A 22,572-nucleotide genomic window follows, 5' to 3' on the forward strand; every position below is an offset into this window, starting at 1 on the left:
ACGAGGCGCCCGTACCGCAAACCGACTCAGGTGGGCGAGGAGAAAATCCTAAGGCGCTTGAGAGAACTCTGGTCAAGGAACTCTGCAATTTTCCACCGTAACTTCGGAAGAAGGTGGGCCCGGGATTGTGTAGGGACTTGCTCCCGAAGCAATGCTGGGTCGCAGCGAAATGGCGGTAGCGACTGTTTAACAAAAACACAGGACTCTGCAAACACGTCAAGTGGATGTATAGGGTCTGACGCCTGCCCGGTGCCGGAAGGTTAAGGAGATTCGTCAGGCCGCAAGGCCAAAGCGATGAACCGAAGCCCCGGTAAACGGCGGCCGTAACTATAACGGTCCTAAGGTAGCGAAATTCCTTGTCGGGTAAGTTCCGACCTGCACGAAAGGCGTAACGACTTCCGCGCTGTCTCGACCAGGGACTCAGCGAAATTGAAATAGCTGTGCCGATGCAGTTTACCCGCGGCAAGACGGAAAGACCCCATGAACCTTTACTACAACTTGCCACTGACACTAGGAATTGATTGTGTAGGATAGGTGGGAGCCTATGAACCCTGGGCGCTAGCTCGGGGGGAGGCAACGGTGAAATACCACCCTGTCGATTTCTGGTGTCTAACCTGGACCCCTCATCGGGGTTGGGGACAATGGCTGGTGGGTAGTTTGACTGGGGCGGTCGCCTCCCAAAAGGTAACGGAGGCGCGCTATGGTTCCCTCAGCCTGATTGGAAACCAGGCGTCGAGTGCAATGGCATAAGGGAGCTTGACTGCGAGACCGACAGGTCGAGCAGGTGCGAAAGCAGGTCATAGTGATCCGGTGGTTCTGTATGGAAGGGCCATCGCTCAACGGATAAAAGGTACTCTGGGGATAACAGGCTTATCGCGTCCAAGAGTTCACATCGACGACGCGGTTTGGCACCTCGATGTCGGCTCATCGCATCCTGGGGCTGGAGCAGGTCCCAAGGGTTTGGCTGTTCGCCAATTAAAGCGGTACGCGAGCTGGGTTCAAAACGTCGTGAGACAGTTTGGTCCCTATCTGCCGTGGGCGTAGGAGAAGTGAGAGGATCTGTCCTTAGTACGAGAGGACCGGGATGGACGCACCGCTGGTGTACCAGTTGTCTCGCCAGAGGCATCGCTGGGTAGCTATGTGCGGAACGGATAACCGCTGAAAGCATCTAAGCGGGAAGCCAACCTCAAGACGACTTCTCCCGGGCGCAAGCCCCTGAAGCCCCCTCGAAGACGACGAGGTCGATAGGCCGGAGGTGTACGCGCTGTGAGGCGCTCAGCTGACCGGTACTAATAGGGCGTGCGGCTTGGTCTCCCTTTTCTCAGGTCGTAGGCGACCTGCTCGAGGTCGAGATCGAATTCCTTCGAAGTACGGAGTAGATGTGTGGCCCTCTGCGGCCCCGCGGTGCGGTGCTCTTCTTTTCCCTTCGTAACGGTTGTCGAGAGACCTCGTGGTCTCGCGTTCTTTCAAAGGTTTGCGGTGGCTATATCGGTGGGGTCACACCCGTTCCCATCCCGAACACGGTAGTTAAGCCCACCAGAGCCGATGGTACTGCACCGGAAGCGGTGTGGGAGAGTAGGTCGCTGCCGCATCTTTTCGTGCCCGCCAGAGCATCCGCTCTGGCGGGCTTTTTCTTTTGGCGCGCCCAACTCGGCGCGGCCACCGCCTCAGCGGACCGGGGCGCCCGTCGGCAGCCGCTGCAGGCGGTCCAGGTGGCGCCGCTCCTCCTCGAGCGCGCGCTCCGCCGCCTCGCGCACGTCCGGCGGCAGCGGCCGCGCCAGGGCGCTCGCGTAGACGTCGCCGGCGAGGCGCGCGTTGCCGCTCAGCGTGGCGACCAGGTCGGCGGCCCGCGGCTGCCGCCGGGGCGCCTCGCGGGCGCCGATGGCGGCGCCGCGCACGTTGGGGCGGACCTCCGGCGGGCAGGCGCCGCGGCGCGCGAACGCGTCGTGCAGGGCCAGCGCGCGGCGCTGGTGATCCGCCTCGAACAGGGTCAGCTCGTCCCGCAGGGCGCCCGGCTCGGCCGCGGAGATCGCGGCCGCGTACGCCGTGGCAGCATCCACCTCCAGCTGCAGCAGGCGGCCCAGCTCGACCAGGGTGTCGGGTGTGCGCATCCAGATGCCTCCACGGAGAACCTGCGGACGGGGCGCGCTCCGAACGACCCCTGGCCGGAGGCCTCGCCGCTCGCTCGCGCGGGCTGCCGCCGTGGCGGCGAGCGCAGCTTCCCTCGCGGCGCGGGGCGGTGCACCATCCCGGCATGCCCCGGGTGACCGCGATCGAGATCGTCGAGGACCGCAGCGCGCAGGCGCGCCTGGACGAGGGCTTCCTGCACCTGCGCCGGTTGCGCGCCCGGAACCGGCGCGCGGACGGGAGCGCCTCGCCCGAGTACCCCATCGACGTGATCGACCGCCCCGCGCTGGACGCGGTCGCGGTCTGCGCCTGGGCCCGCACGCCACGCGGCGTCGAGGTGCTCACCCGGCGCGGGCTCCGCCCCGCCGCCTACTTCCGGCGCGGCAGGCGCGCCGCCCTGCCGGAGCCCGAGTACCTGCTGGTGGAGGAGATCGTCGCGGGGGTGGTGGAGCCGGGCGAGACCGGCCTGGCCGCGCTGCAGCGCCGGGGCGCGGACGAGCTGCGCGAGGAGGCGGGGCTGGAGGTGGCGCCCGGCGCGCTGCGTCCGCTGGGCGGCCCGTTCTTCCTGCTCCCGGGGATCGCGTCGGAGAAGATCCACCTGCTCGAGGTCGAGGTGGCGCGCCCGCCCGTGGACGGGCCGTACGAGGCCGAGGGCGACGGGGACGGCTCGCCGCTGGAGGAGGGCGCGCTCCTGGAGTGGCGCGTGCTCGCGGCCGCCGTGCGGGCCTGCGAGGCGGGCGAGATCGAGGACGCCAAGACGGAGCTCGCGCTCCGCCGCCTCGCCGGCCGGCTCGGCGTCGCGCTCGCATCGGCGGAGGAGTCCCCCGCGGCGAGCCGGCGCTGACCGCGGACGTCCGCTGGCGCGCCCCCGCCGGCCGGGGCGATACTCCCGCGCATGCCCGCCCTCCTGCTCGCGCTGGCGCTCGCCGCGGCGCCGTTCCCCGCGCCCCGCCACGCGCCGGTCACCGAGCGCACCCGCTGCGACAGCGGCGCGGTGCTGTCCAGCGATCCGGCCCGGGGGCTCCTGCGCGTCACCACGCCCGCGGGCGTGGTGACGTTCCAGGTCGGGCCCGACGTCCCGGTCTTCGATCGCGCCGGCAGCCCCGCGGGACCTGCGGTGGCGCTCGCGCACGGGCGCCGGGTCCGGATCTGGTACGTGGTGGACGCCGGCGCGCAGGCCCAGGAGATCGAGGTCCAGTAGCGCGGGCGCACGGGCGAGACGCGAGGGGCCCGGCAGGACGGATCCCGCCGGGCCCCGGTGCTGCGCGATCGCGCGCCGCTACTGCGCCGGCGCGGAGATCGGGTGGACCTTCGCCACGTCGGCGAGCGTGCCCGGCCCGTGGCAGGTGGCGCACTGCGCGTCGCCGGTCTGGTTCCCGCCGGTGTGGTTGCAGTCGCCCGTCACGCCCGGGCCGCACTTCTGCGCGGCCGAGCCGTCGAACTTCACGGTGTCGTGGCAGGAGGTGCACACCGCGATGGTCTTCGGCGTGGTGCCGCCGGCCGGGTTGATGGTGTCCTTCACCTCCGCCGCCAGCGGCAGCTGGTAGCTGGTGCCGGCGTGGCACAGCGCGCAGTTGCCGATCTGGTTCGGGAACTCGAGCGGGAAGACGTTCGCCGAGCCGCCGAAGCCGTAGATCGTGACCTCGTGCTGCTTGATCTCGGAGGCGTGGATCTGGTGGACGAGCACCTTGAAGTCGATGGGCTCGACCGTGCCGCCGGCGGGCACGCGGGCCGCGTCGGTGCCGGCGGGGTTGTGGCAGACCACGCACACCTGCGTGGTGCCGTTGCGGTTCTGGCCGTGCGCGCTGAGCACGCTGTGGCACTTGTTGCAGTTCTCGACCGCCACCACCGTCCGGCGCGCCTGGCCGGCCGCGCCCGCGGCGGTGAAGTACTTCACGTCGTTCGTCACCGGCACGCGCAGGAACTGGCCCGCGTTGAACGGATCCGCGATGGCGGGGTGGCCCTCCAGCGCGACCGTGAACTGGTCCACGCCCGCCGGCAGCGCGGTGGGCGAGGTCACCTGGTAGACGTTGGTCTGGCCCGCCACCGGCGTCGCGACGCCGCCCGCGGCGGCGGTGAGCGCGTTGATCTGGACCGGCTGGCCGTTCTCCCCGGCGCCGGCGTTGTCGTACTCGACCGACGGCCAGCCCACGTCGATGAACAGGCGGCTGGCGTTGCCGTGCGTCCAGGGCTCCGCGTCGAGCGCCATGGCCGCGCCGTTCTGCAGCACGCGGTACTGGACGATCGGGATGCGGTCGGCGCCGACGGTGACGCCGACGATCTCGTACTTGTAGGTCGCGGCGGCGGCGGCCTGGGGCACCACGTGCACCTTGTCCGGGCCGAGGTTGCTGCCGGCGGCGTGGCAGCCGGCGCAGTTCGCCGTCGCGTTCACGCCGAACGGGTGGTTGCAGGCCGCGGTCTCGACGTGGCCCTGCGTGCAGTCGGCGGAGGCCGACGCGTCGAAGCGCAGGTTCGAGTGGCAGGACGCGCACGCCACCGCGGACGGCTTGTTCTTCCAGTCGTCCGCGTTCGCGCCGGAGTGGCAGGTGGTGCAGTTGCGGACGTCCTGCGGGAACCGGATGTCCCCGAAGGTGATGTCGTTCTGGCGGAAGCCGACGATGTGGTAGCCCGCCTGGCCGGAGTGGATGCGGTGGATCATGTTGCGGAAGTCGATGGTGTTCCCGGACTCCGGATCCGCGTAGGTGGTGCCCTTGTCGCCGGCGTGGCAGGTCATGCAGAGCTGCGTGCCGATGCGGCGATCGTGGGCCTGGAGCTGGCCGTGGCAGGCGTTGCAGGCCGCGTCGGTGACCGTCTCGTACTTCGCCGCGGTGCCGCCGCCCGGCACGAAGTTGAACGTCGCGCTGGCGGGGTAGGCGACCTCGGCCGCGGGCGTGCCCTCGCTGACCGTGCGCGTGGCCCAGATCCCGACCGTGTGCGTCCGGGCGCGCTCGCGCTTCGCGGCGTCCGTGGTCGGCGCCGAGAACGTGTACGTGTAGACGCCGTTGCCCTGGGCCGCGAGCTGGGTCGTGGGGAACGGCCCGCTGGGCGGCTCGGTGCGCGGCTGCACGGCGGAGCCGGACGGCGTCTGCGCCGTCCCGCCGACGTCGGTGTACGGCTGCGCGTTCACCGTGGTCTCGTAGTAGTGCGTGTAGGTCCCGTCGTCCTCGAGCTGCCCGAGCGAGAAGCGCGGGCTCATGCGCGGCGCGGGAGGCGTGCCGGTCGCCGCGGCGTTCGCGATCTCGGCGAGCAGGTCGATGGGGTTGCCGGCGGCGTCGGTGACCTTGAACGTCACCGTGGGATTGCCGGTGGCCGGGACGTCGGCCGACTGGATGGTGATGTTCAGCTGGCTCGCGGAGGCTCCTCCACCTCCGCCCCCGCCGCCGCCTCCTCCTCCGCCTCCTCCGGGCCCCTTGTCCTTGCGCCCGTCGCCGCATCCTCCGGCCGCCGCCATCGCCAGAAGCCCGCCGATCGTTCCGACGAGCGCCAATCCACGCCACGCCTTGCCCATGTTGCCTCCCAGGCTCCGTGTCGGAGCCGTGACGCCCCGTCCCCGCGCACACGCGTCCGCTGCGAGCCTAGCCGCGCTCGTTCCAGGGTGAGTCGGTTCCGCGGGGGCGGCACCCCCTCGCGGTGGCAGAGCCACATGCGGGCGGGGACCGGGGGAGCGGGCCCGGGGCCGGCACGGGCCCGGCGAGCCGCCCGCCGGCACGATTCCGGAGCAGGCGGGCCGCCGCACACGTAGACTCGCCTCGGAGGCGACCTCACATGGCCAGACAGCCCCGCGCCCGCGCCGCACGCGGCGCCCGCACCCGGATCGAGCGCGACACGATGGGCGAGATGACCGTCCCGGCGACGGCCCTCTACGGCGCCCAGACCGCCCGGGCGGTCGAGAACTTTCCCATCTCGGGCCTGCGCGCCCATCCGGCGTTCGTCGACGCCACCGTCCGCGTCAAGCTCGCCGCCGCGCGCACCAACGCCGGCCTGGGCCTGCTGCCGCGGCGGAAGGCGCGCGCCATCGAGCAGGCGGCCCGCGAGGTCCTGGCGGGACGCCACCGCGACCAGTTCGTGGTGGACGTGTACCAGGCCGGCGCCGGCACCTCGCACAACATGAACGTGAACGAGGTGCTCGCGAACCGCGCCTGCGAGCTGCTCGGCGGGCGGCGCGGCGATCGCGCGCTGGTGGACCCGAACGACGACGTCAACATGGCGCAGTCCACCAACGACGTGGTGCCCACCGCCATCCGGCTCGCCGCGCTCGAGCTCGCGCCGGAGGTGATCGCGGCGCTCTCGGCGCTCGCCGGCACCTTCGACGCGAAGGCGCGCGCCTGGGACGGCGTGGTGAAGTCGGGGCGGACGCACCTCATGGACGCGACGCCCATCCGGCTCGGGCAGGAGGTGTCGGGGTGGGCCGCGGCGCTGGGCGCGGCGGCGGGCCGGGTGCGCGACGCGCTCCCCGAGCTGTCGGTCCTGGGCCTCGGCGGCACCGCGGTGGGCACCGGCCTGAACGCGGACGCGCGCTACCGGACCCGGGTGGTGCAGGAGCTGGAGCGGCTCACCCGCGTGCCGCTCACCCCGGCGCCCAACCCGTTCTACGCGATGCAGTCGCTCGCGCCGTTCCTGGCGCTGTCCGGGGCGCTCCGCACCGCGGCGCTCGAGCTGCTCCGCATCGGCGGCGACGTGCGCCTGCTCGGGAGCGGCCCGAACACCGGGCTGGGCGAGCTGCGGCTGCCGCCGGTGCAGCCGGGGTCGTCGATCATGCCGGGCAAGGTGAACCCGTCCATGGCGGAGATGCTGGCCATGGTGTCGTACCAGGTGGTCGCCCTCGACGGCGCGGTGGCGTGGGCCGCGAGCGGCGGCCAGCTCGAGCTGAACGTGATGATGCCGCTGGTGGCGTTCGACCTGTGCCACGCGCTCGACATCCTGGCCCGCGCGGTGCGCGCGTTCGACGCGCGCTGCGCGCGCGGGCTCGAGGCCGACCGGGAGCGCGCCCGGCACTACGCCGAGCGCACCGTGAGCCTCGCCACCGCGCTGGCGCCACGGCTCGGCTACGCCGCGGCGGCGGAGATCGTGAAGGCCTCGGTGGCCACCGGCCGGTCCATCGTGGACCTCGCGGTCGAGAAGGGCGGCCTCACCCCCGCGCAGGCGCGCCGCGCCCTGGACGCCGGCCGCCTCACCCGGCCCGGCCGCGGCTAGTCCCTGGTATCCTCCCGGCGTGCGCACCCGCCTCGGCGAGCTCCTCCTGCGCGCCGGCGCGTGCACGCCGGCGGCGATCCGCGACGCGCTCGAGAACCAGGTCATCTTCGGCGGCCGGCTCGGGACCAACCTCCTCGAGCTCGGCGCGGTGGACGAGGGCGCACTGGCGCGGGCGCTCGGCCAGCAGCACGGCGTACCCGCGCTGTTCGGCGAGGTGCGGCTCGAGCCGGAGGCGGTGGCGGTCCTGCGCGCCGAGGTGGCGGACCGCTGCGACGTGGTGCCGTTCCTGCTCGCCGGGCGGCGGCTGGCGGTGCTGGCGGTGGATCCGTCCGACCTGCGCGTGCTCGACGAGGTGGCGTTCGCGGCGGGCCGGGAGGTGCACGCGCTGGTGGCCCCGGAGGCGCGGGTCTGGGCGCTGCTCCGGCGCGCCTACGGGATCGAGCGGCAGCTCCGCGGTATCGAGGTCGACTTCGACTCGGTCCGCCGCGCCGCGGGGGCCCGGGTCGCGCCGGCCGCGCCATCGGGCACGCCCGGGTCACCGGGGTCGCCGGCCGCGGACCTGATGACCGAGGACGACTTCGAGGCGGTCTACGGACGCACCGGCGCGTTCGCGCTCGCCGGTGCGGCGCCGGCGAGCGCCGCCGGCGAGGAGCTGCCGGAGCTCCCCGAGGACGCGATCCTGGAGCTCGAGCCGGCCGACGAGGTGGCGGCGCCGCCGCCCGAGGTGCTGGCCGCGCTCTCGGGCCGCGCCGGCCATGCGCCGCCGGCCCGGCTCGTCCCCGCGGCGCCGGCGCGTCCCGAGCCGGAGCCGTCGCCGCTCGACTTCCGCGAGGCGGTCCGATTCCTCGAGGGCGTGGAGGAGCGCGGCGCCATCGCGCGGACCGTGCTGCGCCACGCGCGCTCGCGGTTCCGGCGCGCCCTGCTGCTCACGATCCAGCACGGCGCGGCGCGCGGGTGGGCCGGGATGGGGGACGGGGTGTCGGCCGACGCGGTGCGCCGGCTGCGGCTGCCCCTCGGCGCGCCCGGGATCGTCGACACCGTGGTCCGGACCCGGGCGCACTTCCTCGGCCCCATCCCCAAGACGGACGCCAACGTGCTGCTGCTGAAGCGGCTCGGGGGCGGGGTGCCGGCGAACGCGCTGGTCCTGCCCATCCTGGCGCGCGGCCGGGTGGTGAACGTGTTCTACGCCGACGCCGGCCGCGGGGGCCTGGTGGACGCCGGCGCCGTGGGCGAGCTGCTCATCCTCGCCACGCGCATCTCGCAGAGCTACGAGGCGCTCCTCGCCCGCGTGCGCTGAGCCCGCCCGCCGTGGCGCGGGACGGCGCGGGCGGTTTGCGCTAACGTCCGCGCGCATGGCCGCCACGCTGCACTACTTCATGCTGCCCGACGACGAGCGGGCGCTGTTCCGCCACCTCGCCCGGCGCGAGCTGACCGCCTACCCCGAGCTGATCCCCCCGGGCTACCAGCCGGTCCGCGTGGACGAGGACGCGGTCGAGGCGCTCGACCAGCCCGCCTACTACCTGGCGGTGGAGCGGCTCGGCCCGGTGATCGTGCACCCGCTGAAGCGCGGGCCGGACAAGGGGATGCTGGTGATCGAGGAGGTCCCGTCGCCGGTGTTCCACTACGAGCGCTCGGTGCGGAACGACGCCGGCGAGCTGGTCGCGGGGCGGCTCTGGGCGGAGCTGGACGTCACCGACGATCCGAACGACCGCAAGGGCAAGCCGCGCGCGCTGAAGGGCATCTTCGAGGAGGTCCACCAGCTCTTCCGCAAGAGCTGGCGGCGCAGCGATCCCAAGGGCTACTGGATCGGCCCCCACGCCGCGGCGGCGCTGAAGCGCGGCGAGCTGAAGCTGCGCGAGGCCGGCCACAAGGGCGGGCTGGTGGCGGTCTGGAGGTGATCGCGCGCCCGGGCGGCCTCGCCCGGAGGCGGGACGGAACGCCGCAGCGCCGCGGGGCGGCGCCGGCCCGCCGGCGCGGTTGACGGGCGGGGGCGGGACCGGTACACGGAACGCTTGACCGTGACCCTTTTTGCCCGATATAAGGCCGCCCTCGTCGCGGTCCTCGTGGCCGTGCCGGGCATCGCCCTCGCCGAGGTCAAGGTGGCGGGCGCGGTGCTCCCGGACGGCGCGGTGAAGGTCGCGGAGAACCGCTACCGGGTTCCCAAGACCTACGAGGAGACGATCCGGTTCTTCCGTCAGACGTACGGAGCCCGGTTCGCCCGGCGGCCGATCGCCGATCAGCCTGGCGTGAAGGCCGTCCACATCGTCAACCCGGAGCCGCGGCCGGGGCAGTGGGAAGGGCTGAACGTGTACGAGCTGAAGGGCGAGGTTCGCGTCTTCGTGCTCGTCAGGAAGGGCGACTGATATTGGGGGATCGTCTAACGGCAGGACGCCAGACTCTGGATCTGGCTATCTAGGTTCGAATCCTAGTCCCCCAGCCACTTTGATGTTCCTCGGCGTTGACTGCCGCTTCGTCCGAGGATAGACATGCAGCGCTTCGTGGCCCGTTAGTCTAGCGGTCAGGACGTCGGCCTCTCACGCCGAAAACATGGGTTCAAATCCCGTACGGGTCACCATCTGTGCCCCGCCTCCTTCGTCCGGGAGGCGGGTTTTTTCTTTCCTGGGCCGGTGAGCGCGCGCGCAGGGCCGGGCCGCAGGGCGGCCGCCTCCGCGCTGCGCGCCGGCCGGTGCCCGGCTACCCGAGCTTCTTCTGCAGGGCCGCACGGACCTGGGCCGCGTCGGCGGCGCCGCCGGCCTCGCGCATGACCGCGCCGAGCAGCACGCCGAGCAGCTTCTTCTCGCCGGCGCGGTAGCGGGCCGCCTCGGCCGCGTGCGCGGCGAGCGCCTTCTCCACCGCGGCCTCGAGCGCGCCCGCGTCCTCGCGGCGCTCCAGCCCGAGCGCCTGCATGCGCGCCTCGGGCTCGCCACCGCCCGCGGCGAGCTCGGCGAGCAGTGTCTTCGCCGCGGCCGGGGTGAGGCGCCCGGCGTCCACCAGCGCCGCGAACCGGCCGAACCCGGCGCCGTCCAGCGGGAGCGCGGCGAGGTCGCGGTCGCCGGCCAGGCCGGCGAGGTCGTTGAGCAGCCACTTCGCGGCGGTGGCGGGCCGCGCGCCGGCGCCGACCGCGGCGTCGAAGTACGCGGCGGTGCCGGGGGCGGCGGCGAGGAGGTCGGCGTCGTCGGCGGGAAGCCCCAGCGCGGAGAGGTAGTGCGCGTGCCGGGCGGCGAGCGCCGGGTTCGCGGCGCGGAGCTCGGCGCGCGCCTCGGCGCGGCTGCGGCGGGGCGCGGCCGGGGCCGCCGGCGCGGCGGCGGGCTCCTCGCGGCGCGGTTCGCGGGCGCGGCGCGGCGCGGCGGCGGCCTCGCGGGCCCGCGCGCTCCAGGTGTCCTTCAGCGTGATGGTCCGGTTCCACACCGGGGCGCCGGGGACCGAGTCCACCGGGTCGGCGAAGAAGTAGCCCTGGCGGAGGAACTGATAGCGGCTGCCGGGCGCGGCCTCGCGGAGCGCCGGCTCGACGCGGGCGCCCTTCGCGACCGTGAGCGAGTCCGGGTTGATCGCCGCGATGAAGTCCTCCTCCGCGTCGGGCTGCTCGACCGCGAACAGCCGGTCGTACATGCGGACCTCGGCCGGGACCGACAGGCCCGCGTGGACCCAGTGCAGCGTGCCGCCCGCGCGCCGGGCCGCGCCCTCGCCGGTCCGCGAGGCGGGATCGTAGGTGCAGCGCAGCGCGCGCACGTCGCCGTCCGGGCCGCGGACCACCTCGTCGCAGCGGATCACGTAGGCGCCGGCCAGGCGGACCTCGCGCCCCGGGGCGAGCCGCTTCCAGTCCTTGGGCGGGTCGAGCGCGAAGTCGTCCCGCTCGATGAACAGCTCGCCGCCGAACGGCACCTTGCGGCTGCCCCCGCGCTCCGGCTCGCCGGGCCACCAGGGCAGGTCGAGCTCCTCCACCTTGCCGGCGGGCCAGTTCTCGATCGACACCGCCAGCGGGTGGATCACCGCCATGGCGCGCGGCGAGCGGCGCTCCAGGTCGGCGCGGGTGGCGAACTCCAGCTTGCCGATGTCCACCAGGCTGTTGTTCTTGGCGACGCCGATGAGATCGGCGAAGTCGCGGAGCGCCTCCGCCGTCACGCCGCGCCGGCGCATCCCGGCCACGGTGGGCATGCGCGGGTCGTCCCAGCCCGACACGCGCCGCTCGTTCACGAGCCGCAGCAGCTTGCGCTTCGACATCACCGTGTAGCCGAGCGCGAGGCGCGCGAACTCGTACTGCCGCGGGCGCGGGTCCCAGGGGCCGGTGTGGTCGAGCACCCAGTCGTAGAGCTCGCGGTTGGACTCGAACTCCAGCGTGCAGATGGAGTGCGTGACGCCCTCGCAGGCGTCCTCCAGCGGGTGCGCGAAGTCGTACATCGGGTAGATGCACCAGGCGTCGCCGGTCCGGTGGTGGCGCGCGTGGCGGACCCGGTACAGCAGGGGATCGCGCATGAGCACGTTGGGGTGGCCCATGTCGATCTTCGCGCGCAGCACCGCCGCGCCGTCGGGGAACTCGCCCGCCTTCATGCGGCGCAGGAGGTCCTGGTTCTCGGCGACCGGGCGGTCGCGGAACGGGCTGTTCACCCCGGGCCGGTCGAAGCTGCCGCGCTGCTCCCGGATCGCCTCCTGCGACTGCGTGTCCACGTACGCGAGCCCCTCGCGCACCAGGCGCTCGGCGCAGGCGTACATCCGGTCGAAGAAGTCGGAGGCGAAGTAGAGGTGGCCACCCCAGTCGCCGCCCAGCCACCGGACGTCGTCCTGGATCGCCTCGACGTACTCGGTCTCCTCGGTCACCGGGTTCGTGTCGTCGAACCGGAGGTGCGTCCGGCCGCCGTAGGCCCGGGCCAGCCCGAAGTTGAGCAGGATCGACTTCGAGTGGCCGATGTGGAGGTAGCCGTTGGGCTCGGGCGGGAAGCGGGTGACCACGCGGCCGCCGTTCCGGCCGGCGGCCAGGTCGGCCTCGACGATCTCCGCGAGGAAGTTCCTGGGGCGAGGGGCGTCGCTCATGCAGCCAGAGGTGGTATCCCACCGGGGCGAGCCCCGCAACCTCGCGCGGCGTCGCGCGAGCCCGGCCAGCTACCGCACCGTCAGGTCCACGCCCTCCACGCTCCGGTCGGCCACCACGGTGCAGGCGGAGCCGGGCGCGACCGCGCGCAGCACGCCCCGGAGGCTCACCGCCCCGGCCTCGAGCGACAGCGCGGTGATGTCGCCGTCCACCCGGGAGCCGGGCGCGCGATCGACCCGGCCGCCGAGCGCGACCACCTGCCGGACGACGTGGGCGCCGTCCTCCAGCCGCACCTCGCCGCCGACGCTGACCGCCTCGCCGGCCTCGCCGCCGCGCTGCACCACCACGTTCCCGGCGAACGCCACCGCCTTCTCGACGTGGGCGCCCGCGCGCACGATGACGTCCCCGTGCACGCCGACCGCCTCGGTCACCCGCTCGCCGGCGGCGATCACGAGGTCGCGATCCTGCGCGAACCGGCCGGCCGGGCCCACCCGGACGCGGCAGGTGTTTTCGGCGCCGAGGGCCGGGAGGGCCGGAAGCAGGAGGGTGGCGAGGGTGGTGGCGGCGAGGGTGGCGCGCATGGAGGGCTCCGGGCGAGTGCCGGATCCTACGCACGGCCCCCGCCCGTATTTCAGCCCGGCTCGCCGGCGATCCGGAGGGCCTCGTCGAGGCGCTTCAGCGTCTCGTCCTTCCCGAGGATCTGCACCACGTCGTACATGCCGGGGGAGGCGGTGCCGCCGGTGAGCGCCACCCGGACCGGCTGCGCCACCTTGCCCAGGCCCACCCCGCGCCGCTCGGCCTCGCCGTGGAACACCTGCTCCACCGCCTGGGTCTCGAGCGCGGGGAGCGCGGCGATGGCGTCGCGGACGGCCTGGAGCACCGGCCGCGTGTCGGCGGTCAGGAACTTGGCCTTGGCCTTCGGATCGAGCGCGATGGGCGCGTAGAAGTAGCGGAACTGCTGCACGTACTCGCCCAGCGTCTTGGCGCGCTCCCGCGCCACGGCGCAGACGTGGCGCAGCTTCTCGTCGTCCTCCGCGGGCAGCCCGGCGGCGCGGAAGTGCGGCAGCGCCAGCTTCGCCAGCTCCTCGGGGGAGCGCCGCTTCAGCCACTCGTGGTTCACCCAGGCCATCTTCTCCGGGTTGAACACGCCGGCGGTCGCGCCCACGTCCTTCAGGTCGAAGTAGCGGACGAGCTCGTCGAGCGTGAAGAGCTCCTGGTCCCCGTGCGACCAGCCCAGGCGGACGAGGTAGTTCACCACCGCCTCGGGCAGGAAGCCCATGTCTCGGTACGCGGTGACGCTGGTCGCGCCGTGGCGCTTGGAGAGCCGGGCCTTGTCCGCGCCCAGGATCATCGGGAAGTGCGCGAACGTCGGCACCGGGTAGCCGAGCGCCTCGTACATGAGGATCTGGCGCGCGGTGTTGTTCACGTGGTCGTCGCCGCGGCCGACCAGGTTGATCTCCATGGTGATGTCGTCCACCACCGCGCCGAAGTTGTAGAGCGGCACGCCGTCGCCGCGCAGGATGACCTCGTCCTGCAGCGTGTCGTGCGGCGTGGAGATGACGCCCTTCACGAGATCGTTCCAGCTCGTGGCGCCCGCGTCCGGCACCCGGAAGCGGACCACGTGCGGGCGCGAGGGGTCGTAGGGCTTGTCGCGGCAGGTGCCGGGATACCGGAACTGGCGCTTCTCGGCCTCGGCCTGCTTGCGCTGCGCGTCCAGCTCCTCGCGCGTGCAGTAGCACGCGTACGCCTTGCCCTCCCGGATGAGCCGCTCGGCGTGCGCCTTGTAGAGGTCCAGCCGCTCGGTCTGGAAGTAGGGCGGGTGCGGCCCGCCGACGCCAGGGCCCTCGTCCCAGTCGAGGCCGAGCCAGCGCAGCCCGTCGAGGATGGCGTCCACGGCGAGCTGGGTGGAGCGCTCGCGATCGGTGTCCTCGATGCGCAGCACGAAGGTGCCGCCGTTGCGCCGCGCCCAGAGCCAGTTGAAGAGCGCCGTGCGGGCGCCGCCGATGTGGAGGTAACCGGTGGGGGAGGGGGCGAAGCGTACGCGAGGCTTGTCCATGGCGGGCGCAAGCTACCATAGCTACAATCGTCCGGTGCACAGAGCGCTCGCCCTGCTCCTCGCCGCGCTGGCGGTTCCGGCAGCGGCCGCGACCTTCCGCTCCACCACCATCGAGGAGGCCGCGCGATCCTCGGACGCCGTCGTCCGCGGGCGCGTGGAGCGGCACGCCTCGCGCCTCGAGGCGGACGGCCGGCGCATCGTCACCGACGTCGTGATCGCGGTCTCGAGCGCGTGGAAGGGAAGCCCGGGCGCGCGCGTGACGGTCACCGTGCCGGGCGGCGTGGTGGGCGAGGTCGGGATGTGGGTGAGCGCGGCGCCGCGCCTCGCCGACGGCGAGGAGGTGGTGCTGTTCCTGTACCGCCGCGGCGCCGGCTGGCGCGTGAACGGGCTCGCGCTGGGGACGTTCCGCGTGGACGGCGACCGCGCCGAGCCGGACGTGGACGAGGCCGACCTCCTCGCAGCGCCGCTCCGCGCCGGCGAGGCGCGCATCGCCCGGACCTCCGTCGCCGAGCTGGAGCGGCGGGTGAGGGCGGCGCGATGAGGGCGCGCGCGCTCGCGGCGGCGCTGGCGCTCGTCGCCGCCTGGCCGGCGCAGGCCTACAAGCGCTCCTGCGCGACGAACGACGGCCGCACCGTCTGCTTCTACTGGCCGGATCCGTCCGCCGTGACCTGGAAGGTGAACGCGGTGCGCGGCGGCAGCTCGCCGAGCTGCGACGCGTCCTCCGGCGCAGATCCGGCGGTCCAGGCCGCCCAGGCCGCGTTCGCCGCCTGGGAGGGCGCCACGCGCGCGGGCGGGAGCGCGCCGTGCGCCCACATCGCCCTGCCGTTCGGCGGCACCACCACCACCGCCATCGCGCAGACGGGCATGGGCACGAGCGGCGAGCACGTGGTGGCCTTCCGCAAGGGCTGGTGCTCGGACGTGGCCGCCGCGAGGGCGGACGCCTGCTACTCGACCGGCTCGTGCGACAACAAGTACGACTGCTTCGACGACGAGGGCGGGCTGGGCCGGAGCGTGCTCGCCATCACGACCATCATCTACAGCTCGAGCACCGGCGCGATCCAGGACGCCGACACCGAGGTCGCGGACTGGAGCGGCGCCGGCGCCGGGACGAGCCTCGGCACCTTGCCGGACGGCTGGTACTTCACCTGCGGGAGCGCCTCGACGCTCGGGCAGACCTGCGGGACGTACGGCGAGGCGAGCTGCGGCTTCGAGGACCTCCAGAACACGCTCACGCACGAGGCCGGCCACTTCATCGGGCTGGCGCACCCGTGCGAGAGCAAGCAGGTCGGCTCCACGCCGGCCTGCGCCGACATGCCTCAGGGCACGAACGCCGTGACCATGTACCCGACCGCCCCGCCCAAGGAGATCCAGAAGCGGACGCTGGCCGACGACGACGTCGAGGGCGCCTGCGCGATCTACACCGCGGCGGGCCCGGTCCAGGAGATCACCGGCAACAAGCGCAGCAGCGGCGGCGGGTGCGGCACGGGCGGCGACGGCGCCCTCGGGGCCCTGCTCCTCGCGGGCGCGGCGTGGCTGCCCCGGCTGCGCCGGAAGGGCTCGCGTCAGCGCACGACCACGCCGGCGTAGCCCACCACCGCGTCGTCGTCGCCGCTCACCTCGCCGGAATGCGCGTACCGCACCAGCTCCGCGCGCGTGGCGCCGAGCGCGCGGGCGGCCACCAGCATCACCGTGGCCGGCACGACGCCGCACATGGTGATCCCCTCCCGCCGGACCACGTCGTAGAGCCCCTCGGCGTCGAGCGCGAGCAGCCGGTCCAGCGCGCGCAGGTCGCGCCGGCGGGCCTCGGCGGCCGGGATGTAGTGGCTCATGTCCGACGACGCGACCACCAGCGCGCCGGCCGCCCGCGCCGCCGCCCCCACCGCGGTCCCGAGCGCCTCGCACGCCGCGAACGACAGCGGCCCCAGGCACAGCGCCGCGAGGGCGACGTCGGGCCGGGCGCGCTGCAGGAACGGCACCTCGACCTCGAGCGAGTGCTCGCGGAGGTGGGCGAGCCGGTCGGCGGCGACGCCGGGCGCGGCGGCGAGCGCGGCGGTGAGCTCCGGGTCCACCGGCACGGCCCCCAGCGGCGTTCGCCAGGCGCCCGCGGGCCACAGCGCCGCGCCGGCGTGCCCGAGGCCGGTGTGGTTGGGGCCGAGAACGATGGCGCGTGCCGGCACCGCCACGCGCGCGAACGTCGCGCCGGCCACCGCCCCCGAGTAGACGTAGCCGGCGTGCGGCACCATCACGGCGAGCGCCGGGGCGGGCGCGGCGCCGGCCGACAGCCAGCCGTCCACCTCGGCGGCGAGCGTCGCCGCCCGGGCGTCGTAGAACGCTCCCGCGACCGCAGCCTCCCGGACCATGGCGGGATCGAGTATAACGCCCGGGATCATGGCGAGCCGGAAGGTCCTCATCGTGGACGACTCGAAGGCGGTGATCGACGCGCTCACCGTCGCGTTCGAGGACGCGGGCTTCGAGGTGGCGACCGCCGCCGACGGCGAGGAGGTCTTCCGCAAGATGGCCTCGGTGGAGCCGGACGCGGTGCTGCTCGACGTCTACATGCCGCGGCTGAACGGGGCAGACGTGTGCCGCCTGCTCAAGGCGCACCCGCACTGGCGGAAGACGCACCTCGTGCTCATGTCCTCGCGCATCGGGGAGGGCGAGCGGGACGTCTACCGCCGGCTCGGCGCGGACGAGGTGCTCCGCAAGCCGTTCGACGCCGCCGCCGCGGTCGCGGCGGTGATGGCCGCCGCGCCGGGCGCCTGAGGGCGCGTCGGCCCCCGCGCCCGGCGCCGGAGCGGCGCAGGGGCGGCATGGCGGCGCCGGCGGGGGCCGCGCGAGCGGACGCGCCCGAGCGCGCGCCCGCCCGGCCGGCGGCTGCGCGCCTCAGGGGAGCACGGTGAACGCGGGCAGCGACGTGGCCGCCTGCCCGGCGTCGGAGCGCTGCGGCGGGGTCGGGCCACCCGGGTTCCAGACGGCGATGCGATAGGCGGTGCCGCCCGGCGCCGCATACGCCGCGCGCGTGTCGAGCTGCACGGTGATCCGGGTCGGGCTCTCCACGGTCACCGCACCGGGCACCGCCTGGAACCTGGGCGCGCCCGGCCACCCCGGCATGAGGTCGGAGGTCACCATCACCGCCGACCCGCCCGCCCCGAAGGCGTCCGGCTTCGCGAAGTTGGTGCCGGTGAGCGTGACCGTGACCGGCACGTCCGACTGGCGGGCCGAGGCAGGGCTCACGCTCGCGAGCGTCGGCGCGCCCGGCGTGACGTTGAACGAGAGCGCGTTGGACGGGGCGGCCCCCGGGTTGCGGACCTGCAGCGCGTAGGAGCCGGTGTCCAGGCCGACGGTGGAGAGCGTCACCGTGACGCTCGTGCTCGTCGTGCTGGTGGGGACCAGCTCGGCGGCCGCGCCGGAGAAGATCACCCGGGCGTCGGCGAGCGGCGGCCGCAGGTTCGCGGCGGTGAGGGTCACCGGCACGGCGGCCACGCCCTGCTCGCGGCCGCGCACGCTGGCGGCCTGCAGGATCGCCTGGTTGGACAGGACGCGCAGCGTCCAGGTGGCCGAGGCGGTGCCGGTGCCGGGGAACCACACGCGCGCCAGCCACGCGCCCTCCGGCTCGCCCGCGAGCGACAGCGAGGCCGCCACCGACGTGCCGGCCGCGTCCACCGTCGACGGCAGCGGCGGGCGGAAGGCGCCGCCGGGCGGCTGCACCTGCACCCGCGCGTCGGCGGGGAGGCCGGTGCCCGCGAAGGCGAGGGTCACCGCGTCGCCCTGGTACGCGGTGGCGGGCGAGAAGCCGGTGACCTGCGCCGGGGAGGCGCCCACCACGAACGCGAGCCGGGCCGAGTCCAGGTTCTGGCCGCTGCGCACCCACACCTCGGAGGTGCAGGTGCCCACCGCGCAGCCGGGGAGGCGGAGCTGGCCGACCTGCAGGCGGTTCGCGTCCACGTAGGTGGTGGGCTGCTCGGCGCCGTCGAACACCACCCGGCTCGCGAGGTCGAAGCCGTCGCCGGTCACGGTCAGCGAGACGATCTCGCCCGCGCCGGCGCCGCTGGGGCTCACCTCCGTCGCGACCGGCAGCTGGCTCACCACCGCGAACGGGAGGGCGTTGGAGACGAGCGGGGAGGGGACCGCGTCGTTCACCACCCAGATCTGGTAGCCGGCGCCCGGCGGCAGCAGCGTGGCGTCGAGCGTGCAGGTGAGGCCGGCGTCCCCCAGCGCCGAGGGGAGCCCCTGCTCCGCCAGCCGGTCGCCGCGGATCCGGCAGCGGCTCGCGGTGCCCAGGCCCGTGCCCTCCACCAGGAGGGAGGTGACGGCGCCGGCAGGAGCGGCCGCGGGCGTGACGGCGGCGAGGTGCGGCTCGGGGTTCACCACGTCGAACCGGACCGGGTTCGAGATCACGTGGTCCGGGTTGACCACCCGCAGCCAGAGGGCGCCCGCGGGGGCGTCGGCGAGCGCGAGGTGGACGCGGATGCCGCCGCTCCCGGTCGGCTCCGCGGGCCAGGTGCGCGTGCCGGCGTCCGACGCGGTGCGCACCGTCGCGCCGGCCGCGAAGCGGTCGCCCGACAGCTCCACCACCACCGGCGCGAGGCCGCCGCGCGGGGCGGCGCCGGGCGTCACCTGCCGGACGTAGGGCGCCACCGGGCCGCCCGGGCCGCAGGTGGAGGCGGCGCAGATCTGGCCGGCGCCGCACACGTTGCCGCACATGCCGCAGTGCGCGGGATCGCTGCGCAGGTCGATGCAGCGCTGCTCGCCCTCGCAGCTCGTCTCGCAGGATGCGGGGTCGAACCCCTTGCCGTCGTCGCCGCCCTTGCAGGCGCTCCCGAGCAGGGCGGCGATCGCGAGCGCGGCGAGCGCGGCCGGCCCGGCGCCGCGGCCCGCGCGGCGCCGCGCGGCGAGGGCGAGGAGCACGCCGAGCGCGGAGAGCAGGCCCGCGCCGCCGCCCGCCGAGGCGCAGCCGCCCCCGGCGCCGCCGGCCGCCGGGGGAGTCCCGTGGACGGGCGCGCTGCCGGCGGCATAGCACTGACCGTCGACGCACGCTCCGGCCGGGCAGGTCACGCCGGAGCACGGATCGTCCACGCAGGTGCCCTCGCGGCACACCTGGCCGCGTCCACAGCCCAGGCGAGCGCACGGGTCGTCCACGCACGCGCCGGCCTCGCAGCGCTGGTCGGGCGCGCAGGTCCGCCCGGCGCAGGCGTCCGGCTCGCAGAAGCCGTCCGCGCCGCACTTCTGGCCGCTGGGGCAGGTCACGAACGTGCACGCCTGCACGCAGTCGCCCTGCCGGCAGAACGTGCCGCCCGGGCACGTCAGGTTCGCGCAGGGGTCGGCGGTGCAGGCGCCGCCGCGGCAGACCTCGCCGGCCGGGCAGCCGGTGAGGTAGCAGCTGCCGCCGACGCAGGTGCCGCTGCCGCGCGCGCAGACCGAGCCGTCGCCGCACTCCACCCCGGCGCAGCGATCGTTGCACGCTCCGTACGAGCACGCCAGGCCGTCGGGGCAGACGGCGCCGCCGCAGGTGCCGCGCTCGCATACGCCTCCGGCGCTGCAGGCGTAGCCCTCGGGGCAGGGCAGCTCGACGCCGCAGGTGGAGGGCACGCACACGCCGTGGACGCAGGAGAAGCCGTCGCCGCACGTGGCGCCGTCGTCCACCGCGCCGTTGCAGTCGTTGTCCTGGCCGTCGCAGAGCTCCGGCGCGGGCAGGAGCTGGCCGGCGCAGGCGCCGGCGTACTCGCCGCCGACGCACGCGCGCGCGCCCGCCGCGCACAGGCCCACCCCGGCGGTGCCGGGCGGGCCCTCGTAGCAGGCCTCGGTCTCGCCGGCCCGGCAGGCGGCGCAGGCCGGCGGCCCGTCGTCCGCCATGCCGTTGCAGTTCTGGTCGATCCCGTCGCGGCACAGCTCCGGCGAGGGCAGGACCTCGCCCGCGCAGTTGCTCCACTGGCCCCCGGGGCCACAGGTCTGCACGCCGGCGGCGCACAGCCCCACGCCCGCGCTGCCGGCGGGCCCGGTGTAGCAGGCGCGCTGGACGCCCTCGGTGCAGGCCTGGCACCCGTTGTCGAGGGCCCCGTCGCAGTCCTCGTCCGAGGCGGTGCCGCCGCCGCCCTCGGCCAGGCACACCTCCGGCTGCGGCAGCACCTGCCCGGTGCACGCGCCCCAGCTCCCGGCGGTGCAGGCCTGCGTCCCGGCGCGGCAGGCGCCGCGCGGCTGCCGCGTCACGGGGTCGAGGCTGCTCTCCGGACCGTGGTAGCAGGCCTGCGCGAGGTCCTCGTCGGCCTGGCCGTCGCAATCGTCGTCGAGGCCGTTGCAGGTCTCCTGCGAGGGCAGCACCGCGCCGGCGCACGCCGTCATGGCGTAGCTGCCGTCGGCCGCCCGGGCGCAGGTGGACACGCCGGCGTGGCACACGCCCACGTTCTCGGTGCCGGGCGGCCCGCCGTAGCAGGCCAGCTCGAGATCCTCGTCCACCAGGCCGTCGCAGTCGTCGTCGAGGCCGTTGCAGGTCTCCGCGGCGGGGCCCTTCACCTGCTCGCACACGGGCTCGCCGGAGGCGGAGCAGCGCAGGACGCCCTTGCCGCACACGCCCAGCCGCCCGGTGTCGCAGGAGACGCCGCTCTCGGTGCAGCCCGCGCCCAGGTTGAAGAGCGTGTTCAGCACCAGCCGGGAGCCCGCGATCTGGAAGCTGCCCTGCACGCCGGAGTAGCTGTGGCCGGCGAGGTACACCACGGTGCCGCGCGTCGCGTCGGCCGCCCGGAGGGTGAAGTAGTCCCAGGTGCCGTACGGATCGCTCGCCGCGATGAGCCGCTGCACGCCGGGCTGGTACGCGCCGCCCGCCGACGCGTCGGCGGGGCGGTAGTCCTCCACCGCGCCCGTGAGCGGCTTGAAGGGAAAGTCGCCGAGCTGCACGAGCGGCGACGCGAAGCTGCCCACCACCGCGGGCGCGGGGAACGGGCTCGTGGGGAGCTCGTTGTAGCGGACGCCGGTCGTGGTGTGGAAGCGGGTGGAGAGGCCGGCGGCGACGTCCTCGAAGCCGTCGGAGTAGTCGATGGTGTACGTGCCGTTGGAGCCGCGCTTGAAGGCGCCCTCGAAGCTGCCCAGGCCGGCGCACTCCGCGAACACGTCCTTGCCGTCCTTCACGAACCCGGCGATCGTCCGCAGCACCTGGTCCACCTTGGCGGTCGGGTAGAGCGACGACGCGCAGGCGGAGTTGCTGCCGAAGCTGGAGCAGGAGCCGGGCGCCACCCAGTGCGGCACCCACAGGATCTGGTAGCCGTTCCGGAAGAAGCGGCTCGTGCGGTAGTCGGTGGAGCCGGGCGCGGGCTGGAAGTCCTCGATGCCCAGCCGGTCGTAGATCTCGCCGTGCGGGCCGGCGGCGGTGCCGGCGGCGGCGCCCGAGCCGATGCCGGCGCGGGCGAGGTACCCCGAGATCACCGGCTCGGCATTCTTCGCCGACGTGACCGTCACCGGCGAGGTGGAGGTCAGGTTCCCCGAGCCGATGTCGAGCAGCGCGAGCTTGGGCGGCACGGCGCCCCCGGCGCTCCACCCGCCCGCCATCACCTTGGCCACCGGCGCGCGGAAGGCCACGTTGGCCACGTGCACGTTCACCGGCTCGAAGGTCGCCTTGTAGCGCTGCAGCACGGCGAAGGCCTTCGCCTGGTCCGCCCCGTCCACCACGAACGGCCCGCCCATGTAGCGGATCACGTGGTCCTGCGTGGGCGGGGCGCCCGTGCCGCCGCTGGTCCAGTCGTACGACAGCGCCGGGACCCCGGCGTCGTACTGGATCGCGAAGTCGTGGGCGGTGAGCGAGGCCTTGGCCGGATCGATCGCCCAGTAGACCGCCACGTCGTTGCGGATGAGCTGGTAGACGAGGCCGTACGCCCGGATGGCGTCGCCCGGGTCGGCCGCCTGCGGGCAGCCCGCGGGCTGGCCGGTGCCGGTCGCTCCGTCCGTCTGGAACTGGTAGCAGCGGTCCATCGGGATGACGAGGGAGCCGCGGGAGAAGACCTTGGGGCCGGGCTGGAGATCGCCGCAGGTGGGGGCGAGCAGCGGCAGCACGCCCGCGACGAGCGCGAGCGGCGCGAGGCCAGGCCAGAGCTTACGGAACGAGGACGAGCGAGCTGGGGTCATGGTTACACTCCTCGGTGGCGGTCGAGCCTTAGCACACCGTCCGTGAAGCGGGCGAGGG

The 22,572-nt window shown here is 74.2% G+C and carries 16 protein-coding genes, 2 tRNA genes and 2 rRNA genes (1 of these 20 running past the window's edge); 13 read left to right on the forward strand and 7 right to left on the reverse strand.

Translation table 11 applies throughout. From position 1 onward, the window contains the following. Positions 1-1,314: ribosomal RNA gene (locus tag ANAEK_RS06200) — 23S ribosomal RNA — on the forward strand (it extends 1,666 nt beyond the left edge of the window). 161 nt (positions 1,315-1,475) lie between these two features. Continuing rightward, positions 1,476-1,592 (forward strand): 5S ribosomal RNA (gene rrf, locus ANAEK_RS06205). Positions 1,593-1,667: 75 nt separating this feature from the next. Here rrf and ANAEK_RS06210 read toward each other — a convergent pair. Next, a complete protein-coding gene (locus ANAEK_RS06210; RefSeq protein ID WP_012525298.1) occupies positions 1,668-2,111 on the reverse strand; it encodes a hypothetical protein in 444 nt (147 codons plus the stop codon). A 143-nt stretch (positions 2,112-2,254) separates the two neighbouring features. Between ANAEK_RS06210 and ANAEK_RS06215 the strand changes: the two genes are divergently transcribed. Continuing rightward, entirely contained in the window at positions 2,255-2,971 is a 717-nt protein-coding gene (locus ANAEK_RS06215) for an NUDIX hydrolase (protein ID WP_012525299.1), read from the forward strand. A gap of 51 nt (positions 2,972-3,022) precedes the next feature. Next, the gene (locus ANAEK_RS06220) at positions 3,023-3,328 is read left to right on the forward strand and encodes a hypothetical protein (RefSeq protein WP_012525300.1); all 306 of its coding nucleotides are present in this window, start codon (positions 3,023-3,025) and stop codon (positions 3,326-3,328) included. A 78-nt stretch (positions 3,329-3,406) separates the two neighbouring features. Here the strand turns inward: ANAEK_RS06220 and ANAEK_RS06225 are convergent, their stop codons facing one another. Beyond that, a complete protein-coding gene (locus tag ANAEK_RS06225) occupies positions 3,407-5,635 on the reverse strand; it encodes an OmcA/MtrC family decaheme c-type cytochrome (protein WP_012525301.1) in 2,229 nt (742 codons plus the stop codon). Between the two features lie 257 nt (positions 5,636-5,892). On the opposite strand from ANAEK_RS06225, the gene ANAEK_RS06230 reads away from it, so the two are divergent. The 6 genes from ANAEK_RS06230 to ANAEK_RS06255 all read left to right on the forward strand — a co-directional run bounded on the left by ANAEK_RS06230 (position 5,893) and on the right by ANAEK_RS06255 (position 9,895). Further along, positions 5,893-7,320: an aspartate ammonia-lyase gene (locus ANAEK_RS06230; protein ID WP_012525302.1), complete on the forward strand. Its 1,428-nt coding sequence runs from the start codon at positions 5,893-5,895 to the stop codon at positions 7,318-7,320. A gap of 19 nt (positions 7,321-7,339) precedes the next feature. Next, complete coding sequence (locus ANAEK_RS06235; protein WP_012525303.1) at positions 7,340-8,617, forward strand: general secretion pathway protein GspE; 1,278 nt, start codon at positions 7,340-7,342, stop codon at positions 8,615-8,617. Between the two features lie 55 nt (positions 8,618-8,672). Further along, complete coding sequence (locus ANAEK_RS06240) at positions 8,673-9,218, forward strand: hypothetical protein (RefSeq protein ID WP_012525304.1); 546 nt, start codon at positions 8,673-8,675, stop codon at positions 9,216-9,218. Between the two features lie 120 nt (positions 9,219-9,338). Beyond that, positions 9,339-9,683, forward strand: a complete 345-nt coding sequence (locus ANAEK_RS06245) for a hypothetical protein (RefSeq protein ID WP_012632665.1) — start codon at positions 9,339-9,341, stop codon at positions 9,681-9,683. Positions 9,684-9,686: 3 nt separating this feature from the next. Then, positions 9,687-9,760 (forward strand) — tRNA-Gln (locus ANAEK_RS06250). 60 nt (positions 9,761-9,820) lie between these two features. Next, positions 9,821-9,895: transfer RNA gene (locus ANAEK_RS06255), tRNA-Glu, on the forward strand. Positions 9,896-10,014: 119 nt separating this feature from the next. Here the strand turns inward: ANAEK_RS06255 and ANAEK_RS06260 are convergent. The 3 genes from ANAEK_RS06260 to gltX all read right to left on the reverse strand — a co-directional run bounded on the left by ANAEK_RS06260 (position 10,015) and on the right by gltX (position 14,402). Continuing rightward, positions 10,015-12,348: a glutamine--tRNA ligase/YqeY domain fusion protein gene (locus ANAEK_RS06260; protein ID WP_012525306.1), complete on the reverse strand. Its 2,334-nt coding sequence runs from the start codon at positions 12,346-12,348 to the stop codon at positions 10,015-10,017. 69 nt (positions 12,349-12,417) lie between these two features. Next, a complete protein-coding gene (locus ANAEK_RS06265) occupies positions 12,418-12,927 on the reverse strand; it encodes a hypothetical protein (protein ID WP_012525307.1) in 510 nt (169 codons plus the stop codon). Positions 12,928-12,977: 50 nt separating this feature from the next. Then, the gene (gene gltX, locus ANAEK_RS06270; protein WP_012525308.1) at positions 12,978-14,402 is read right to left on the reverse strand and encodes a glutamate--tRNA ligase; all 1,425 of its coding nucleotides are present in this window, start codon (positions 14,400-14,402) and stop codon (positions 12,978-12,980) included. A 34-nt stretch (positions 14,403-14,436) separates the two neighbouring features. On the opposite strand from gltX, the gene ANAEK_RS06275 reads away from it, so the two are divergent. Beyond that, positions 14,437-14,943: a hypothetical protein gene (locus ANAEK_RS06275; protein WP_012525309.1), complete on the forward strand. Its 507-nt coding sequence runs from the start codon at positions 14,437-14,439 to the stop codon at positions 14,941-14,943. Beyond that, positions 14,940-15,989, forward strand: coding sequence for a peptidase M10 (locus ANAEK_RS06280; RefSeq protein ID WP_012525310.1), 1,050 nt, complete (start codon positions 14,940-14,942; stop codon positions 15,987-15,989). The genes ANAEK_RS06275 and ANAEK_RS06280 overlap by 4 nt, the downstream gene beginning before the upstream one ends. Here ANAEK_RS06280 and amrB read toward each other — a convergent pair. Next, entirely contained in the window at positions 15,965-16,813 is an 849-nt protein-coding gene (gene amrB / locus ANAEK_RS06285) for an AmmeMemoRadiSam system protein B (protein ID WP_232288381.1), read from the reverse strand. The two genes, ANAEK_RS06280 and amrB, sit on opposite strands and share 25 nt — an antisense overlap. On the opposite strand from amrB, the gene ANAEK_RS06290 reads away from it, so the two are divergent. Beyond that, positions 16,791-17,165 carry a PleD family two-component system response regulator gene (locus ANAEK_RS06290; protein ID WP_012525312.1) on the forward strand — a complete coding sequence of 125 codons (375 nt, stop codon included), beginning with the start codon at positions 16,791-16,793 and terminating at the stop codon, positions 17,163-17,165. The two genes, amrB and ANAEK_RS06290, sit on opposite strands and share 23 nt — an antisense overlap. 120 nt (positions 17,166-17,285) lie before the next feature. Here ANAEK_RS06290 and ANAEK_RS06295 read toward each other — a convergent pair whose 3' ends face one another. Further along, positions 17,286-22,514, reverse strand: a complete 5,229-nt coding sequence (locus ANAEK_RS06295) for a MopE-related protein (RefSeq protein WP_012525313.1) — start codon at positions 22,512-22,514, stop codon at positions 17,286-17,288. Between the last annotated feature and the right edge of the window lie 58 nt (positions 22,515-22,572).

This window comes from Anaeromyxobacter sp. K (assembly GCF_000020805.1).
GTDB classification, from domain to species: Bacteria; Myxococcota; Myxococcia; order Myxococcales; family Anaeromyxobacteraceae; genus Anaeromyxobacter; species Anaeromyxobacter dehalogenans.

What these genes read in the sequence shown, in the direction of transcription:
- ANAEK_RS06225 (WP_012525301.1), bottom strand. Translation starts at nt 5,635, where the DNA reads ATGGGCAAGGCGTGGCGTGGATTGGCGCTCGTCGGAACGATCGGCGGG.
- ANAEK_RS06295 (WP_012525313.1), bottom strand. Translation starts at nt 22,514, where the DNA reads ATGACCCCAGCTCGCTCGTCCTCGTTCCGTAAGCTCTGGCCTGGCCTC.
- ANAEK_RS06290 (WP_012525312.1), top strand. Translation starts at nt 16,791, where the DNA reads ATGGCGAGCCGGAAGGTCCTCATCGTGGACGACTCGAAGGCGGTGATC.
- ANAEK_RS06240 (WP_012525304.1), top strand. Translation starts at nt 8,673, where the DNA reads ATGGCCGCCACGCTGCACTACTTCATGCTGCCCGACGACGAGCGGGCG.
- amrB (WP_232288381.1), bottom strand. Translation starts at nt 16,813, where the DNA reads ATGAGGACCTTCCGGCTCGCCATGATCCCGGGCGTTATACTCGATCCC.
- ANAEK_RS06220 (WP_012525300.1), top strand. Translation starts at nt 3,023, where the DNA reads ATGCCCGCCCTCCTGCTCGCGCTGGCGCTCGCCGCGGCGCCGTTCCCC.
- ANAEK_RS06280 (WP_012525310.1), top strand. Translation starts at nt 14,940, where the DNA reads ATGAGGGCGCGCGCGCTCGCGGCGGCGCTGGCGCTCGTCGCCGCCTGG.
- ANAEK_RS06265 (WP_012525307.1), bottom strand. Translation starts at nt 12,927, where the DNA reads ATGCGCGCCACCCTCGCCGCCACCACCCTCGCCACCCTCCTGCTTCCG.
- gltX (WP_012525308.1), bottom strand. Translation starts at nt 14,402, where the DNA reads ATGGACAAGCCTCGCGTACGCTTCGCCCCCTCCCCCACCGGTTACCTC.
- ANAEK_RS06230 (WP_012525302.1), top strand. Translation starts at nt 5,893, where the DNA reads ATGGCCAGACAGCCCCGCGCCCGCGCCGCACGCGGCGCCCGCACCCGG.
- ANAEK_RS06210 (WP_012525298.1), bottom strand. Translation starts at nt 2,111, where the DNA reads ATGCGCACACCCGACACCCTGGTCGAGCTGGGCCGCCTGCTGCAGCTG.
- ANAEK_RS06215 (WP_012525299.1), top strand. Translation starts at nt 2,255, where the DNA reads ATGCCCCGGGTGACCGCGATCGAGATCGTCGAGGACCGCAGCGCGCAG.
- ANAEK_RS06260 (WP_012525306.1), bottom strand. Translation starts at nt 12,348, where the DNA reads ATGAGCGACGCCCCTCGCCCCAGGAACTTCCTCGCGGAGATCGTCGAG.